The following is a 15,062-nucleotide window of genomic DNA, read 5'->3' on the forward strand; positions in this document are numbered from 1 at the left end:
ACCGACCGGGGTACGGGCCGTAGTTCATGTGTCTAACTCTCCTCCTCCAGCCAGCCGAAGCTCTTCTCCACGGCCTTGCGCCAGTTGTGGTACTCACGGTCCCGTACGGAGGACTCCATCGCCGGTGTCCACTCGACGTCCCGCTGCCAGTGCGCCTTGAGTTCGTCGAGGTCGTTCCACACCCCGGTGGCGAGCCCGGCCGCGTACGCGGCGCCCAGGCAGGTCGTCTCGGAGACCTTGGGCCGGATCACGGGCACCCCGAGCACATCCGCCTGGTGCTGCATCAGCAGGTTGTTCTTGGTCATGCCGCCGTCCACCTTCAGGGTCGTGATGTGTACCCCTGAGTCCTGGAACATGGCGTCCACGACCTCCCGCGTCTGCCAGCTCGTCGCCTCCAGCACCGCGCGCGCGAGGTGTGCCTTCGTGACGTACCGGGTGAGCCCGGTGACGACTCCGCGCGCGTCGGAGCGCCAGTACGGAGCGAACAGGCCGGAGAACGCGGGCACGATGTACGCGCCCCCGTTGTCGTCGACGCTCGCCGCCAGGGACTCGATCTCGTCGGCGGTACGGATGATGCCGAGCTGGTCGCGGAACCACTGCACGAGCGCGCCCGTTATCGCGATGGACCCCTCCAGGCAGTAGACGGGCGCCTCACTGCCGATCTTGTAGCCCATCGTCGTCAGCAGGCCGCTCTTCGACGGCACCGGCCTGTTGCCGGTGTTGAGCAGCAGGAAGCTGCCGGTGCCATAGGTGTTCTTCGCGGTGCCGACGTCGTAGCAGGCCTGGCCGAACACCGCTGCCTGCTGGTCGCCCAGCGCGGAGGCGACGGGGACGCCGGAGAGCTGCCCGACGGCGGTTCCGTACACCTCGGCGGACGACTTGATCTCGGGCAGCACGGCCTCGGGCACGTTCATCGCGGAGAGGATCGACCGGTCCCACTGGAGCGTTTGGAGGTTCATCAGCATGGTGCGTCCGGCGTTGGTGACGTCGGTGACGTGGTGCCCTCCGTCGGTGCCGCCGGTGAGGTTCCAGATGAGCCAGGAGTCGATGGTCCCGAAGGCGATCTCGCCGTGTTCGGCCCGCGCGCGCAGCCCCGGCACGTTGTCCAGCAGCCAGGCCGCCTTAGGCCCGGAGAAGTAGCTGGCCAGCGGCAGCCCGGTCTGTTCGCGGAAACGGTCCTGCCCGTCCGAGCCGCCGAGTTGGTTGCACAGAGCGGCGGTGCGCGTGTCCTGCCAGACGATGGCGTTGTGCACGGGCTTGCCCGTCGCCCGGTCCCACAGGACCGTGGTCTCCCGCTGGTTGGTGATGCCGAGCGCGCTGAGCTGGTCGGCACGCAGCCCGGCCTTGGCGATCGCCCCGGCGACCACCGCCTGCACCTTGGACCAGATCTCGGTGGCGTCGTGCTCCACCCAGCCGGGCTTGGGGAAGATCTGGCGATGCTCACGCTGGTCGACGGCGACGATCGCGCCGTCCTGGTTGAAGATGATGCAGCGGCTCGACGTGGTGCCCTGGTCGATTGCGGCGACGAACTTGTCCGTCATGACGTCCCCTTCGTCGGATCCTTCAGAACGCTGCGTTGAAGATCACCCCGGCCAGCGCCCCGCCGATCAGCGGACCCACTACCGGAATCCACGCGTAACCCCAGTCCGAGGTGCCCTTGTTGGGGATCGGGAGCAGCGCGTGGGCGATGCGCGGGCCCAGGTCACGGGCCGGGTTGATGGCGTACCCGGTGGGACCGCCGAGCGACAGACCGATGCCGACCACCAGGAACGAGACGATCAGAATCGCGGTACCGGACTCGCCGAGCCCCTTGGTCAAACCGAAGGCCAGGATGGGCAGCACCAGACCGACCGTCGCGATGATCTCGGTGATGAGGTTCGCCACGGGATGGCGGATCGCGGGCGCCGTGGAGAAGATCCCGAGCGTCGGCTGCGCCTTGTCCTCCTCGCTGTTGGCCTGGAACTGCGCGAAATAGACGAGCCAGCACAGAATCGCGCCGAGGAAGGCGCCCACCATCTGCCCGGCGACATAGAGGTGGACCTTGTCCCAGTTGCCGGTGTCGATGGCGATCCCGAGGGTCACGGCGGGGTTGAGGTGCCCGCCGGACAGCGGCGCGGCGGTGTACGCCCCGGCCAGCACGCCGAAGCCCCAGCCGAAGGCGATGACGACCCAGCCGGCGTCCTTGGCCTTGGAGTAGTTCAGTACGACAGCGGCGACCACTCCGGCGCCGAAAAGAATCAGGATCGCGGTACCGATGACTTCGCCGACGAATATGTCTCCATCGCTCATGGCGGCTCCTAGGCCCTGGCCCGGGACGATCGGCCCCGGTCCTCCGTGCAGGGTGCGGTTCCCTTGGCGGACGGCCGAAGGCAGGGAAGGTCCCGCGCCCCGTCCGGCGTCCGTGACGAGCGTGCCGTCGCAGCCGAATCGCCCGTGGGGGAGCGGCCCTTGGCTCAGGCGGGCCCCGCGCGGCGCAGTGCGTGGATACGCCGAGAATGTACGGCGATGTCGGCTGACACCGGGAAGTTTTCACCGGCACTCAGAGAGCGTCAAGGTCGTCGACGGCAATGGTTGAAAGGCTCGGTGGGAAGCACGACCGGATCCGACGTGCCCTCAGCCCCTCCCCGGCTCCACCACCGCGCACTCCTAGTTCGCCCTGCGCCAGCTGCGCACCCGCCGACAGCGCCGCCGCACACTGCAGTTCGGTCTCGACGCCTTCCACCGACAGCGGTGCGCCCAACTGCTCGCACAGTGTCCGCACCGATCGCGCAGCGTGTGCAACGAGTGCTGCTTCCGGGCGCATGACAGAGGTGCCGCGCTCGACCGACGGAAACTCCGTGGGCGTACGGCGGCGGGGCCGCGTTCGTACGGCCGTACTGTCGCGTTCGTCGCAGGGCGCGGGTCTCTCACCGCGCCGCTATCACCGCTGAACCATGGCCGAAAAGCCCCTGGTTCGCCGTGATTCCCACCTGCGCCCCGGCGACCTGCCGGGCGCCGGCGTCCCCTCGCAACTGCCAGGTCAGTTCGCAGACTTGGGCTATCGCCTGAGCTGGGACCGCCTCTCCGAAGGAGGCCAGACCGCCACTGGCGTTCACGGGTATGCGCCCGCCGAGCGCCGTCGCGCCCTCCCGCAGCAGCTTCACGGCCTCGCCCTCGCCGCACAACCCGAGATCCTCGTACCACTGCAACTCCAGGGCGGTGGACAGGTCATAGACCTCGGCGAGGGAAAGGTCCTCGGGACCGATGGCGGCCTCTTCGTAGGCCGCCCGCGCGATCGATGCCCGGAACGTCTCCCCGGCGGGTTCCACAGTGGCCGCCGAGTCCGTCGCGATGTCCGGCAGGTCAAGCACCGTGTTCGGATAGCGCGGCGTCACCGTGGACACCGCCCGGATCCGCACCGGGTCCCCCACTCCGTGGCGGCGCGCGAACTCCATGCTGCACAGCACCAGGGCCGCCCCGCCGTCCGAGGTGGCGCAGATGTCCAGCAGCCGCAGCGGGTCGGCGACGATGGCCGAGGCGGCGACCTCCTCCGCGGTGACCCGGTTGCGGTAGCGCGCATACGGATTGAGCGCCCCCTGCGCCGCGTTCTTCACCTTGACCTGTGCGAAGTCCTCCGGTGTGTCCCCGTGCACAGCCATCCGGCGGCGCGCGTACAGCCCGAAGTACGTCGGATTCGTCGCGCCGAGGACTCGGAAGCGCAGCCAGTCGGGGTCGTCCGGCCGGTCTCCGCCGGCGGGCCGAAAGAACCCCTTGGGGGCGGCATCGGCACCCACCACGAGCACCACCTCCGCGAGCCCGGCAAGGATCTGCGTCCGCGCGGTGTTGACGGCCTGGGCCCCGGACGCGCACGCCGCGTACACGCTCGCGACCCGGGCTCCCTGCCAGCCCAGCGCCTTCGCGAACGTCGCCCCCGCCACATACCCCGGATAGCCGCCACGCACCGTGTCCGCGCCGACGACCGAATCGACCTGTCGCCACTCCAGCCCCGCGTCGGCGAGCGCCGCCCGGGCAGCCGCCGAGCCGTACGCGACGAAGCTGCGCCCCCACTTACCCCAGGGGTGCATGCCCGCACCGAGCACCGCCACCTCTGCTGTCATACCGTCTCCCCCGTCGGCCGCCACTGCCAGGTCGTCCAGACCCTCTCCGCGTCTTCATGGAGCACGCCCCGGACCACCTCCACCTCCATGCCCACGGCCAGATCGGCGACGGTGACTCCGGGAACCGCCTGTCCGAGCACCACCATCCGCTCGTTCAACAGCTCCACTGCGATCAACGCGTACGGCTGCCACGGAAGTTCCGGGTCGGTCACATAGGGTGACGGAGGCCGGTACCGACTGTCCGTGTACGACCAGACGCGCCCGCGCCGCGACAGCGGAACCTCTTCCAGGTCGCCGCCCGGGCAGCCGGGGTTGCGGCAGTGCGAGTCCTCACGTGGGAAGAAGACCGAGGCGCAGGCCGCACAGCGGGTGCCGAGAAGCGTGAAGCCGTCACCGTCGCCGGTGAACCATTGCTCGACCACAGGTGTGTGTGTACGTGACAAGAGTCCTCCCCGGCAGGCAATCTGACGGAACGTCAGAAGTGTGCCACGGGCAACCGGAATTGAGCAGGGCGTATCAGAGAACCAAACGGGTCCGTGCGGCGTCGTCGTATCGGGAGAGGCGGCCGGGGTTCACGGGGGTGACTCCGGCCGCCTCTTCGTGCGGCCTCACACGAACGCGGCCGACTGCATCCGATCGCTTCCCCGGCGGAACAAACACCTGATAAATGCAGGAGACATGACACGACTCTCCGCCGCGCTACGCGGTCTGGTCACCGCGATCGCCACCCTGCTCGCCCTCACCGCCGCCTCCGCCACCGCCCGGTCGGCAACCGAGCCGGAGGCGCCCAGTGACTTCGTGGCCCTGAGGACGGTCGACCCCACGATCATCCAGGAGATGCGCTATCTCACCCCGCACAACTTCGTGGGCGAACCGATCGACGGCTACGAGCAGCCCGTGTGCATCCTCACCCGGCCCGCCGCCGAGGCCCTCCACCAGGCGCAGCAGTCGCTGCTGAGCCTGGGTTACAGCCTCAAGGTGTACGACTGCTATCGGCCGCAGCGCGCCGTGGACCACTTCGTCCGCTGGGCCGAGGACCTCGACGACCAGGCGATGAAGGGCGAGTTCTACCCGAACGTCGACAAGACACGGCTGTTCGCGGACGGTTACATCGCGGAGAAATCCGGCCACAGCCGCGGCTCGACCGTCGACCTCACCATCGTGCCGCTCCCGGCGAAGCCGACCCGGCCCTACCGGCCAGGAGAACCCCTGGTGCCCTGCTACGCACCCCAGGACGAGCGCTTCCCGGACAACTCCGTCGACATGGGCACCGGGTTCGACTGCTTCGACACCCTCGCCCACACCCTTGACCCGCGTATCCAGGGTGAACAGCGCACCAACCGGTTGCTCCTGAAGGGCACCCTGGAGGATCTGGGCTTCGTGAACCTCGCCGAAGAGTGGTGGCACTTCACATACAAGCCCGAACCGTTCCCGGACACCTACTTCGACTTCCCCGTGTCCTGGGAATCCCTCGCCGACAACCCCTGAGCCGCCCCCGGAAGACGACCTCAGCGTGATCGGATACAGTCCGCCGCGTGTCCGAAATTCAAACCTCCGTCCCCAACCCCGTGCCCGGCTCGCACTGTTCGAGCTGCGGCACGCTCTACGGAGGGGGCGTCTCCGGCTGGCCGCGCACATGTCCTGCCTGCGGGACCGTGGCCTACCGCAATCCGCTGCCGGTCGCCGTGGCCCTGCAACCCGTGTACGACACGAGGGGTACCGCCCTGGTCGTCATCACCCGGACCGTGGCTCCCGCGCGCGGGGGCATCGCGTTGCCGGGTGGCTACATCGACGACCGGGAGGACTGGCGGCATGCCGTCGTGCGCGAGCTCAAGGAGGAGACGGGCATCGACGCGGCCGGCCGTGACGTGCGGCTCGTCGACGTGATGAGCGCCCCCGACGGGCACCTGCTGCTCTTCGGGCTGCTGCCGGAACGCCCGGTCGGCGTGCTCGCGCCGTCCGCCGTCACGGCTGAGACGGAGGGCTGGCACCTCCTGCGCAGGCCGGAGGAGCTGGCCTTCCCCTTGCACACCGTGGCCGTACGGGCGTGGTTCGAGGGCCGCTACATCTGAGCTCAGCTCTCCACGACCCCCCGTACGCGTACCGGGTGGGGCGGCACGCCCCCGCCGCCCTCACCGTCACGCTCGACGATCACCTGACCGTCCTTCCAGCGGGTGACGTACCGCTCGATCCCCGGCTCGTCCCACCCGTCACCCCTGTCCGGCACGACCAGCCCGCCTCCGGTCCGGCCCCGGCCGGGCGCCCACACCTCCAGTTCCAGCCCTCCGTCATCCCCGCGCACGGGGACCACGGCGCCCGCGCGCGCGAGAACGGGAATCCGCGACAGCGGCGCGTCGACCAGCACCTGCGCCGGCCCGTCGTACGCCTGCTCCGTCGCCGTGTCGTACCAGCGCCCCCGTGGCAGCTGCACAGCGCGCCGGTCCGTGCCCGGACCGAGCACCGGGGCCACCAGAAGACCGTCGCCCAGCAGAAACGCATCCTCACAGTCCCGGAGCGCGCGGTCCTCCGGCGTGTTCCACCACAGCGGCCGCACATAGGGCGCTCCCGTGCGGCGGGCCAGATGGGCCAGCGTGACGAAGAACGGACACAGCCGACGGCGTTCGGCAAGCGCCACGCGCGCGTGCTCCAGCACCTCCGGCCCGAATTCCCACGGCTCCCTGCGGCCCGCCCGCAGGCTCGCGTGCGTCCGGAACAAGGGCAGGTACGCGGCCAACTGGAACCACCGCAGATACAGCTCCGGTGACGGACTCCCGTCGAAGCCGCCCACGTCCGGGCCTGAATAAGGCACCCCGCACAGTCCCAGCCCCATGACCAACGCCAGTGAAGCCCGCACCCCCGGCCAGCCCGTCGCCACGTCACCGGACCACGTTCCTCCGTAGCGCTGCATGCCGGCCCAGCCCGAACGCGAGAACAGGAAGGGCCGCTCCGTGGGCGCCAGCGCGCGCAGGCCCTCGTACGCGGCCTGGGCCATGCACAGCGCGTAGACGTTGTGCGCCTCGCGATGGTCGCCGCCTCGTCCGTCCAGGTCGTGCCTGGCCGAGCGCGGCAGCGTCGACTCCCCGAAGGCGGTGAACGACACGGGTTCGTTCATGTCGTGCCAGAACCCGGTGAACCCCTGCGCCAGCCGCTCCTCATAGAGCCCACCCCACCAGGCACGCACGCGCGCGTGCGTGAAGTCCGGGTAGACAGCCTCCCCGGGCCAGGCGACTCCCCGCACCAGCCTCCCCGAGGCATCCCGCACGAAAGCATCCTCGTCCGTACCGCTGTCGTACACGGCGTTGCCCGGCGCGGCCTTCACCGCCGGGTCGACGATCGACACCAGCCGGACTCCGTCCCGCCGCAGGTCCTCGGCAAGCTGAGGCAGCTTGGGGAAGCGCTCACGGTCGACCGTGAACACCTGATGGGCGTCGTAGTGGTCGATGTCCAGATGAACCGCGTCGAGCGGCAGACCGCGTTCCCGGTACCCCGCGACGATCCGTCGGACCTCCTGCTCGCTGCCGAAGCCCCACCGCGCATGATGGTGGCCCAGCGCCCACGCGGGCGGCAGCGCGGGCGCCCCGGTGAGCGATGCCCAGGCGAGCAGCACGCGCGCGGGGGTGCCCACCATGACCCAGCAGCGCAACGGGCCGCCGTCCATGCGCAGTTCGCACGCCCCCCATCGGTCATGGCCGGAGCCGGCACCCTCCTCGCCCTCCCGCAGCGTGAGCGTGCCGTCCCAGGGGGTGTCGTGGAACACCAGATGGGTGGCGGCGTCGGCCACGACCAGTTGGACCGGCATGGTGGTGTACAGCGGATCGTCACCGGGACCGAACGCGTGTCCGGGGTCGGTGTTCCACATCCGGTACGTGCCGTCCCGCAGCCGAGGCCCCGACGCCCTCCCGCCCAGCCCGAAGAAGCGCGCGTCGGCGGCCACTTCCGACCGCTGCATCCAGCGCGCCGCGCCGCCGCCCACCGGCTCCCACCAGCGGGGCGGCAGAGCGCGGCGCAGGGTCACCCCGCCGGGCGTACGCACCTCGACGGCGCCGTGCCGGGAGATTGCGACCGTCACGCGCTCGGCCACGACCCGCCAGCCGCCGTCCTTGTCCGGCTCCAGCACCGCCCGGGGGTCCGGCTCCGGACAGCGGTCCCCGAGGGCGTACGAGGGCTCGGGAGCGGCCCCGTCCCAGCCCCAGAAGACGGCACCGTTCACGGCGACGGTGATCCGCAACTCGGACCTGCTGAAGCGGACCAGGCCGCCCCCGGGGCCGGGCTCCACCCGCTGCACGGGACCGGGTACCCGGGCGCGCTCGGCACCCCGGGCCGGGAGCCCGGCCGCATCGGCCCGCCTGCGGCGCCATGCCGCCTGTACGGTACGCAACCTCTGAGAGGCTCCCGCAGAGCCGGCTGCTTTCATCGAACGCACCAGGTCACGACCGTTCATGCTGCTCACCCTGCCATCGACCGCGCCACGCTCGGGTGTCGTTCACCTGCCGTTCACCCGTGGCGGGACCACATCCTCTCGACGCGAACTATGTGGGATGTGCCCTGGTGCAGAAGTCGATCACATGGCATCGTCCGTGTCAGCCGCGTCCCGCGCACACCCCAGCCTGTGCGCGGGAAACGCACACGACGCGCACAGTCCGGGAGCCGCCCCATGTCGACGATGAACCCCCAGCCGCTGTGGCAACCAGATCCGGAACGCATCGCCCAGGCCCAGGTGACCAAGTTCCAGGCCTGGGCGGCCGAGCACCACGGAGCCCCGTCCGAGGGTGGCTACGCGGCGCTGCACCGGTGGTCCGTCGACGAACTGGACACCTTCTGGAAGGCCGTCACGGAGTGGTTCGACGTACGGTTCTCCACCCCGTACGCGCGCGTGCTGGGCGACCGCTCGATGCCCGGTGCCCAGTGGTTCCCCGGGGCCACCCTGAACTACGCCGAGCACGCCCTGCGCGCGGCCGGATCCCGCGCGGACGAACCGGCCCTTCTGCATGTCGACGAGGCCCACCAGCCGCGCCCTGTCACCTGGTCCGAGCTGCGTCGCCAGGTCGGCTCCCTCGCCGCCGAGCTGCGGTCCCTCGGCGTACGGCCCGGAGACCGCGTCAGCGGCTACCTCCCGAACATCCCGCAGGCGGTCGTCGCCCTCCTCGCCACGGCCGCCGTGGGCGGCGTGTGGACGTCCTGTGCCCCCGACTTCGGCGCCCGCAGCGTCCTCGACCGCTTCCAGCAGGTCGAACCGGTCGTCCTGTTCACCGTTGACGGCTACCGCTACGGTGGCAAACAGCACGACCGCCGCGAGATCGTCGCCGAACTCCGCCGCGAACTGCCCACCCTGCGCGCGGTCGTGCACATCCCCGTTCTCGGCACCCCGGCCCCCGAAGGCGCCCTGGAGTGGTCGGCCCTGACGGCCGCGGACACCCAGCCCGTCTTCGAGCAGGTGCCCTTCGATCACCCCCTCTGGGTGCTCTACTCGTCCGGCACCACCGGCCTGCCGAAGGCCATCGTCCAGTCCCAGGGCGGCATCCTCGTCGAACACCTCAAGCAGCTCGGCCTGCACTGCGACCTCGGGCCCGAGGACCGTTTCTTCTGGTACACGTCGACCGGCTGGATGATGTGGAACTTCCTCGTGTCCGGCCTCCTCACCGGCACGACGATCGTGCTCTACGACGGAAGCCCCGGCTACCCGGACACGGGCGCACAGTGGCGCATCGCCGAACGCACCCGAGCCACGCTGTACGGCACCTCGGCCGCCTACGTCATGGCCTGCCGCAAGGCCGACGTACACCCGGCACGAGACTTCGACCTCTCCACGGTGCAGTGCGTCGCGACCACCGGATCCCCCCTTCCGCCCGACGGGTTCCGCTGGCTGCACGACGAGGTCCGCGACGACCTGTGGATCGCGTCCGTCAGCGGCGGCACGGACGTGTGCTCCTGCTTCGCAGGAGCGGTACCGACCCTTCCCGTGTACATCGGCGAGCTCCAGGCACCCGGCCTCGGCACCGATCTGCGGTCCTGGGACCCCAGCGGCAAACCCCTGATCGACGAGGTCGGCGAACTCGTGGTCACCAACCCCATGCCCTCCATGCCGATCCGCTTCTGGAACGACCCCGACGGCAGCCGCTACCACGACAGCTACTTCGACACTTACCCCGGCGTGTGGCGCCATGGCGACTGGATCACCGTCACCTCCCGCGGCTCCGTCGTCATCCACGGCCGCTCTGACTCCACGCTCAACCGCCAGGGCGTGCGCATGGGGTCGGCCGACATCTACGAAGCCGTCGAGCGCCTCCCCGAGATCAAGGAGTCCCTCGTCATCGGCATCGAACAGCCCGACGGCGGCTACTGGATGCCCCTCTTCGTGCACCTGGTCCCAGGAGCCGCGCTCGACACGGCCCTCCTCGACCGCATCAAGCGCACCATCCGTGAGCAGCTCTCACCACGGCACGTCCCCGACGAGATCATCGAAGTACCAGGAATCCCACACACCCTGACCGGCAAGCGCATCGAGGTCCCGGTCAAACGCCTCCTCCAGGGCACGCCCTTGGAGAAGGCGGTCAATCCCGGCTCCATCGACAACCTCGACCTGCTGCACTTCTACGAGAACCTCGCACACAAGCGCGCCTGAGGGCACCCCTCCCGTACGTCGCCTCGGACTTGCCGGCACAACGGCGACGCGGTCCGACGCCGCGCCGGGCGGACTGGGCGAGCCTGGTTCGCGAACGCCTCGCCCGCAAGCCGTTGTCAGTGCCGCCAGTTACTGTGAGTGAGCATTGATCGACTGCACACAGGGGGAAGAATGGCGCACACCGACCACCAGAGCATGCGGCGCGTCCTGCGCCGTGAAATCGCGGGCACCATCGGCCTACTCACACTCCAATTGATGCATACTTAGACCATGGTCCGCTCCTCGGAGTATCTGCCTCAGCGCGCCCTTCTCCTGTGCCGAATCAGCGACGCCCGCGACGGCGAAACTGTCGGCGTCGATGACCAGGAGAAGCGGCTTCGTGCCCTCGCCGGCCACCTTGGATGGGCACTTGGCCCGGCCGCGACGCACGTCATCATCGAGAACGACACCTCCGCCTACAAGCGGAAACGGATCAGACTGCCGGACGGCCGCACAGAACTGCGCACCGTGCGCCCGAAGTTCCGCCGCATCCCCGGCATCGAGTCCCAGCAGACACCTGTGCTGGAGCTGCTGGCCACGGGCCGGGCCGACGGGATGATCGCCTATGACCTCGACCGTGCCGTGCGCGACCCACGCGACCTTGAAGACCTCATCGACGTGGTGGAGGAGCGGCACATACCCGTCACCTCGGTGACCGGATCCCTGCGCCTGGCCAATGACGCCGACATCACGATGGCGCGCGTCATGGTCGCCGTCGCCAACAAGTCCAGCCGGGACACCGCCCGCCGCGTCTCGACCGCCCGGCTGCGGATGGCGGAGGCGGGAGAGCCAGGCGGCGGCATCCGCCGCTTCGGCAGGGAGTCCGACGGCATCACTCCGCGGTCCGTGACCTGCCCCGGATGCGGTCCAGGCGGCACCTTTACCGTGCAGGCTGCCGAAACGGACTCGGGTATCAGCTACGCAAAGTGCGTCTGCGGTCGGTGTGGCGGGGACGCTGCCGTCGCCGAAGGGTCCGAAGTGGATACGCTGCGCACGATAGCGGCCAAGATCCTGAACAACGTCTCCTTGCAGGAGTCCGTCGCCACGCTGCGCCGTGGGGGCGTGCCCACGGTGACCGGGGTCGACTGGCGGGCCAAGGTCGTGCGGGGCATCCTGCTGCGCGAGTCCAACTGGGGTGCGGCCGTCCACAAAGGAGAGGTCGTCAGGGAAGACGCCTTCCCGCCTCTCCTTGACGACGACCCCGCGCGCGCCCGTGCCATGCATCTCGCGCTTGTGCGCATCCTGACCGATCCGAGCCGATGCACGACGCCCGGCCCTGCCCCGAGGTGGCTCGGGTCGGGCATCTACCGGTGCGGGCGGTGCCTGCCGCGTGTCGTGGGGCTGCGTGCGCAGCACAACGGAAGGGGCCTTCGCGGCTACGGGTGTCCCGAGTGCGGGTTGGTGCGGTCCGGCCGCCACTTGGACGCCTACATCGCCAACACCGACCTCGACCAGGGACCGTACGGCGTTCTCATCCAACGCCTCATGCGGGACGACGCCACCGAGCTTCTCGCCGAACCCCGGCCTGCGGCAGACCAGCAGCAGCTGCACGCCCAGGCCGCTGAGGTGGAGGCCAGACTCCGGGAGAACCAAGAGGACTACGACAGCGGCCTGAAGACCCGAAGGCAGTACCTCGACAGCAACGCACGCAACCTGAAGCGGCTGCGTGAAATCGAGGAGCAGATCGCCGAGGCGGGCGCGGACAGAGAGCACAGCCCGCTTGCGTTGCTCGTCAAGAGTGATGACCCCGCGGCGGTGTGGGAGGGCCTCGACCTGTCGGTGCAGCGCGCGGTCCTCAGGGAGGTAGCCGTGGTTACCGTCCTGCCCAGCCCGCGCGGGCGCAAGCCGGGCGGCGGGTACTTCGATCCGGGCTCGGTGCGCGTTGAACCGGCGGGCCAGGAGTCGTGAGCGGAGCCTGGGCGACGCGAAGCCATAGTCGCGCCGCCCAGGCGCCTCAGGTCTCAGCTCAGACGGCAGGCCGACGGGCCTCGGACCGGGTGCAGGGTGGGGGCGCTGCAGTCCCGCACAGCCCTGAGGCGGCAGGAGTATCGGCCGGCAGCAGAGCCGCGGGTCCGGACGGGGTCGGCTCGGCGGGTGGTCCGCCGCTCGGCCCGCTCGCTGTGGCCCCGCCACCCGGCGGCGGGGCCGTCTCGGTGGGCGAGGACTCCTGTGCAGGGGGCGGCTCGTCGACGGCCGGCAGCGTGGATGACGGGGGCTCCGTACGGGGGGCGGCCGACTCGGTGGCCGGGCTGCTTGCGCTCGAAGCCGGCTCGGACGTGGAGCGAGACGGCGACGGGCTGCCGGAAGGAGGCGGGCTGCCGGTGGCGGACGATGACGGCATGGGGGGCGCGGATGTGAGCGCGCGCGGGGAAGGGGTGATGGGGCCGGTCGCCGTCGGCACGGAGGGCGGCGGCCCGCTGCCCATGCTGTCCTGCAAGGGCGTGAAGGCCAGCAGGGTCACGCTCGTCGCTGCAGCGCCCGCGCCGACCAGGGCACCGACGACCTGGCTGTGCTGAGCCCGCAGCGCTTCGCGTAGGAAGCCTGCGAGGGCGAGGAGGAGAGCGCCGACAGCGCCGCCCCTGAGCATGGACAGATGCTTCTTGGTGTGGGTCAGGCCGGGCAGGGGGCTGGGTGGATCGTGGTCCGATCCGTTGACGGCAGCTTGCCTGGGGGAATCACCTCCTGCTCTGCTGATGGTGTCGGGCGGGTCGGTTAGCCGCTGGAGTTCGCGGAAGAGCTCGACGCGTGCCTCGGTGATCTGCCGGTCCGCATCGGCCGTCGGGCGGATGCTGTGGGACCGCAGGAAGAGCAGGATCACGATCAGTGTGACGGCGGCGCCGAGTGCAGCCGCGAGAATGGCGACGAGCGCGATCATTCTCTGCCCCCGTAGGGTGATTGCACACGGATTCCGTATTTGTCGGCGGAATGTGGGGGGTCTACAACGGTGCTCCCGTTTGACGACCCCTGCCATGCATATATCTGTGCCGTAACCGGAACGTGACCTTTCTTACATCGCGGGGCGCTTCGCGTCTCTGCTGTCGCCGTGCGGATCCCGGCTCTCCTGCGCCACCCTCATCATCCGGGCCAGCACCGCCATCTGCTGCTCGGCAGGCAGCCGCCGGAACTCCTCTTCGCTCAGCGACCACGGATCGATCTCTCCTGTCGGCCGTGGGGACGGGGCGTGCTCGCGAGTCCGCAGTAGCCCGCGCAGCTCGTTGGCGGCTCGGTCGCGGCCGGCCTCTTCGAGCTGTTCCGGAGTGACCCCGGCGACCAGCGCCATGCGGGCGACGGTCTCGTCCGGGCCTTTGACCTCGCCGTAGCCGCCGCCGCTGAGGGTCTGGTAGCCGCGAACGATCTGGCGCCACCAGCCTTCGCTCATGCCGGCCTGCTTCGCGGCCTTGCGTACGGAGAGTCCTGCGCGCTTCAGGGCCTCCGTCAGGAGGACTCCCTCGGGTGGGGGCTCGGGTCGGGTCGTCATGTCGCAACCTTCGCAGAACTTCGCACCCCCGGTCTAGCGGGAGCGGGTGTATCCGCAGGTGAAGAATGTGTGCGGACCAATTTTCAGCCAGTTCTGTGCGCAGGTATATGCGCACCCAGGATGCGTAGGTAGTGCGTAGGTATTGACCCTCGCAAGCCTGCGCACTACCTTCGAGTCATGAACCCCCGTCCACGCAAGCCCCCCAAGAGCCCGCTGGACCACGAGCCGGAAGCCCTTGCCTACGCACGCCGGAAAGCGGGTCTGTCCCAGGCGGAACTCGCCAGACGTGTAGGGGTCGCCTTCTCGCTCGTGAGCGAGTGGGAGAGGGGCACCCGCAACTGCACCCACGCGAACCAGATCAAGGTGGCCGAGACGCTGAACTGCCCCGTCGTCGTTCTGGAGCGCAAGCGCGTCGCCGGGGAAGCGGCCCGCCAGACCACGCCCGAAGCGCCTACGGAAGACGTGGCGTGATGACCCGCGAGCAGCTCGACGAGCACATCCGCCGCATGGTCGCCGACTGGCCGCCCTTCACGCCAGGGCAGAAGGCACGCCTGCGGACCCTGCTCTCCTCCGGCGCCCGCCCCAAGGGCCAGGCCCCCCGAGAGGCGGCCTGATGCGGCTGCCCATCGATGTCGTGTGCAGCTGGGTCTGCCCGGCCTGCACACACCGCAACCCCGGGTGGCGGATGCGCTGCCGCCGCTGCCGGACGGACCGCCCGCTCGGCGCCTGAGAGGAGGGGTCATGCCCCGCCAGATACAGAAGCCCAAGGCCCGACCCCGCGAGCCGCAGCCGATCGACCGCCGGACCCCGTCCGGCAAACCGCTGC

At 69.9% G+C, this 15,062-nt stretch carries 13 protein-coding genes; 7 read left to right on the forward strand and 6 right to left on the reverse strand.

The genetic code is table 11. The features are described from left to right. Positions 1-32: 32 nt before the first annotated feature. From glpK to GFH49_RS04945, 4 genes are all read right to left on the reverse strand, one after another. Positions 33-1,541, reverse strand: coding sequence for a glycerol kinase GlpK (glpK, locus tag GFH49_RS04925; protein ID WP_155054507.1), 1,509 nt, complete (start codon positions 1,539-1,541; stop codon positions 33-35). 22 nt (positions 1,542-1,563) lie between these two features. Then, positions 1,564-2,289: an MIP/aquaporin family protein gene (locus GFH49_RS04930; RefSeq protein WP_155054508.1), complete on the reverse strand. Its 726-nt coding sequence runs from the start codon at positions 2,287-2,289 to the stop codon at positions 1,564-1,566. A gap of 617 nt (positions 2,290-2,906) precedes the next feature. Beyond that, positions 2,907-4,097: a lipid-transfer protein gene (locus GFH49_RS04940; RefSeq protein ID WP_155054509.1), complete on the reverse strand. Its 1,191-nt coding sequence runs from the start codon at positions 4,095-4,097 to the stop codon at positions 2,907-2,909. Continuing rightward, the gene (locus tag GFH49_RS04945) at positions 4,094-4,519 is read right to left on the reverse strand and encodes a Zn-ribbon domain-containing OB-fold protein (RefSeq protein WP_155054510.1); all 426 of its coding nucleotides are present in this window, start codon (positions 4,517-4,519) and stop codon (positions 4,094-4,096) included. The genes GFH49_RS04940 and GFH49_RS04945 overlap by 4 nt, the downstream gene beginning before the upstream one ends. A 256-nt stretch (positions 4,520-4,775) precedes the next feature. On the opposite strand from GFH49_RS04945, the gene GFH49_RS04950 reads away from it, so the two are divergent. Beyond that, complete coding sequence (locus tag GFH49_RS04950; protein WP_155054511.1) at positions 4,776-5,585, forward strand: M15 family metallopeptidase; 810 nt, start codon at positions 4,776-4,778, stop codon at positions 5,583-5,585. A gap of 47 nt (positions 5,586-5,632) precedes the next feature. Next, entirely contained in the window at positions 5,633-6,169 is a 537-nt protein-coding gene (locus tag GFH49_RS04955; RefSeq protein ID WP_155054512.1) for an NUDIX domain-containing protein, read from the forward strand. Between the two features lie 2 nt (positions 6,170-6,171). Here GFH49_RS04955 and GFH49_RS04960 read toward each other — a convergent pair whose 3' ends face one another. Then, the gene (locus tag GFH49_RS04960; protein WP_155054513.1) at positions 6,172-8,538 is read right to left on the reverse strand and encodes a glycoside hydrolase family 31 protein; all 2,367 of its coding nucleotides are present in this window, start codon (positions 8,536-8,538) and stop codon (positions 6,172-6,174) included. A gap of 213 nt (positions 8,539-8,751) precedes the next feature. On the opposite strand from GFH49_RS04960, the gene GFH49_RS04965 reads away from it, so the two are divergent. The 3 genes from GFH49_RS04965 to GFH49_RS04975 all read left to right on the forward strand — a co-directional run bounded on the left by GFH49_RS04965 (position 8,752) and on the right by GFH49_RS04975 (position 13,274). Further along, complete coding sequence (locus GFH49_RS04965; protein WP_155054514.1) at positions 8,752-10,719, forward strand: acetoacetate--CoA ligase; 1,968 nt, start codon at positions 8,752-8,754, stop codon at positions 10,717-10,719. 270 nt (positions 10,720-10,989) lie between these two features. Beyond that, entirely contained in the window at positions 10,990-12,666 is a 1,677-nt protein-coding gene (locus GFH49_RS04970; protein ID WP_155054515.1) for a recombinase family protein, read from the forward strand. Between the two features lie 293 nt (positions 12,667-12,959). Next, the gene (locus GFH49_RS04975) at positions 12,960-13,274 is read left to right on the forward strand and encodes a hypothetical protein (RefSeq protein ID WP_155054516.1); all 315 of its coding nucleotides are present in this window, start codon (positions 12,960-12,962) and stop codon (positions 13,272-13,274) included. A 491-nt stretch (positions 13,275-13,765) separates the two neighbouring features. On the opposite strand, the gene GFH49_RS04980 is transcribed toward GFH49_RS04975, so the two are convergent. Beyond that, positions 13,766-14,236, reverse strand: a complete 471-nt coding sequence (locus GFH49_RS04980) for a helix-turn-helix domain-containing protein (protein WP_155054517.1) — start codon at positions 14,234-14,236, stop codon at positions 13,766-13,768. Between the two features lie 177 nt (positions 14,237-14,413). Between GFH49_RS04980 and GFH49_RS04985 the strand changes: the two genes are divergently transcribed. Both GFH49_RS04985 and GFH49_RS04990 read left to right on the forward strand, forming a co-directional pair. Further along, positions 14,414-14,707 (forward strand): helix-turn-helix domain-containing protein, encoded by a 294-nt coding sequence (locus GFH49_RS04985; protein ID WP_155054518.1) that lies wholly within the window; start codon positions 14,414-14,416, stop codon positions 14,705-14,707. Further along, positions 14,707-14,850, forward strand: a complete 144-nt coding sequence (locus GFH49_RS04990) for a hypothetical protein (RefSeq protein WP_155054519.1) — start codon at positions 14,707-14,709, stop codon at positions 14,848-14,850. Before GFH49_RS04985 ends, GFH49_RS04990 begins: the two co-directional genes overlap by 1 nt. Positions 14,851-15,062 lie beyond the last annotated feature (212 nt).

It is taken from the genome of Streptomyces blattellae (assembly GCF_009709555.1).
In the GTDB taxonomy this organism is placed as follows: Bacteria; Actinomycetota; Actinomycetes; order Streptomycetales; family Streptomycetaceae; genus Streptomyces; species Streptomyces blattellae.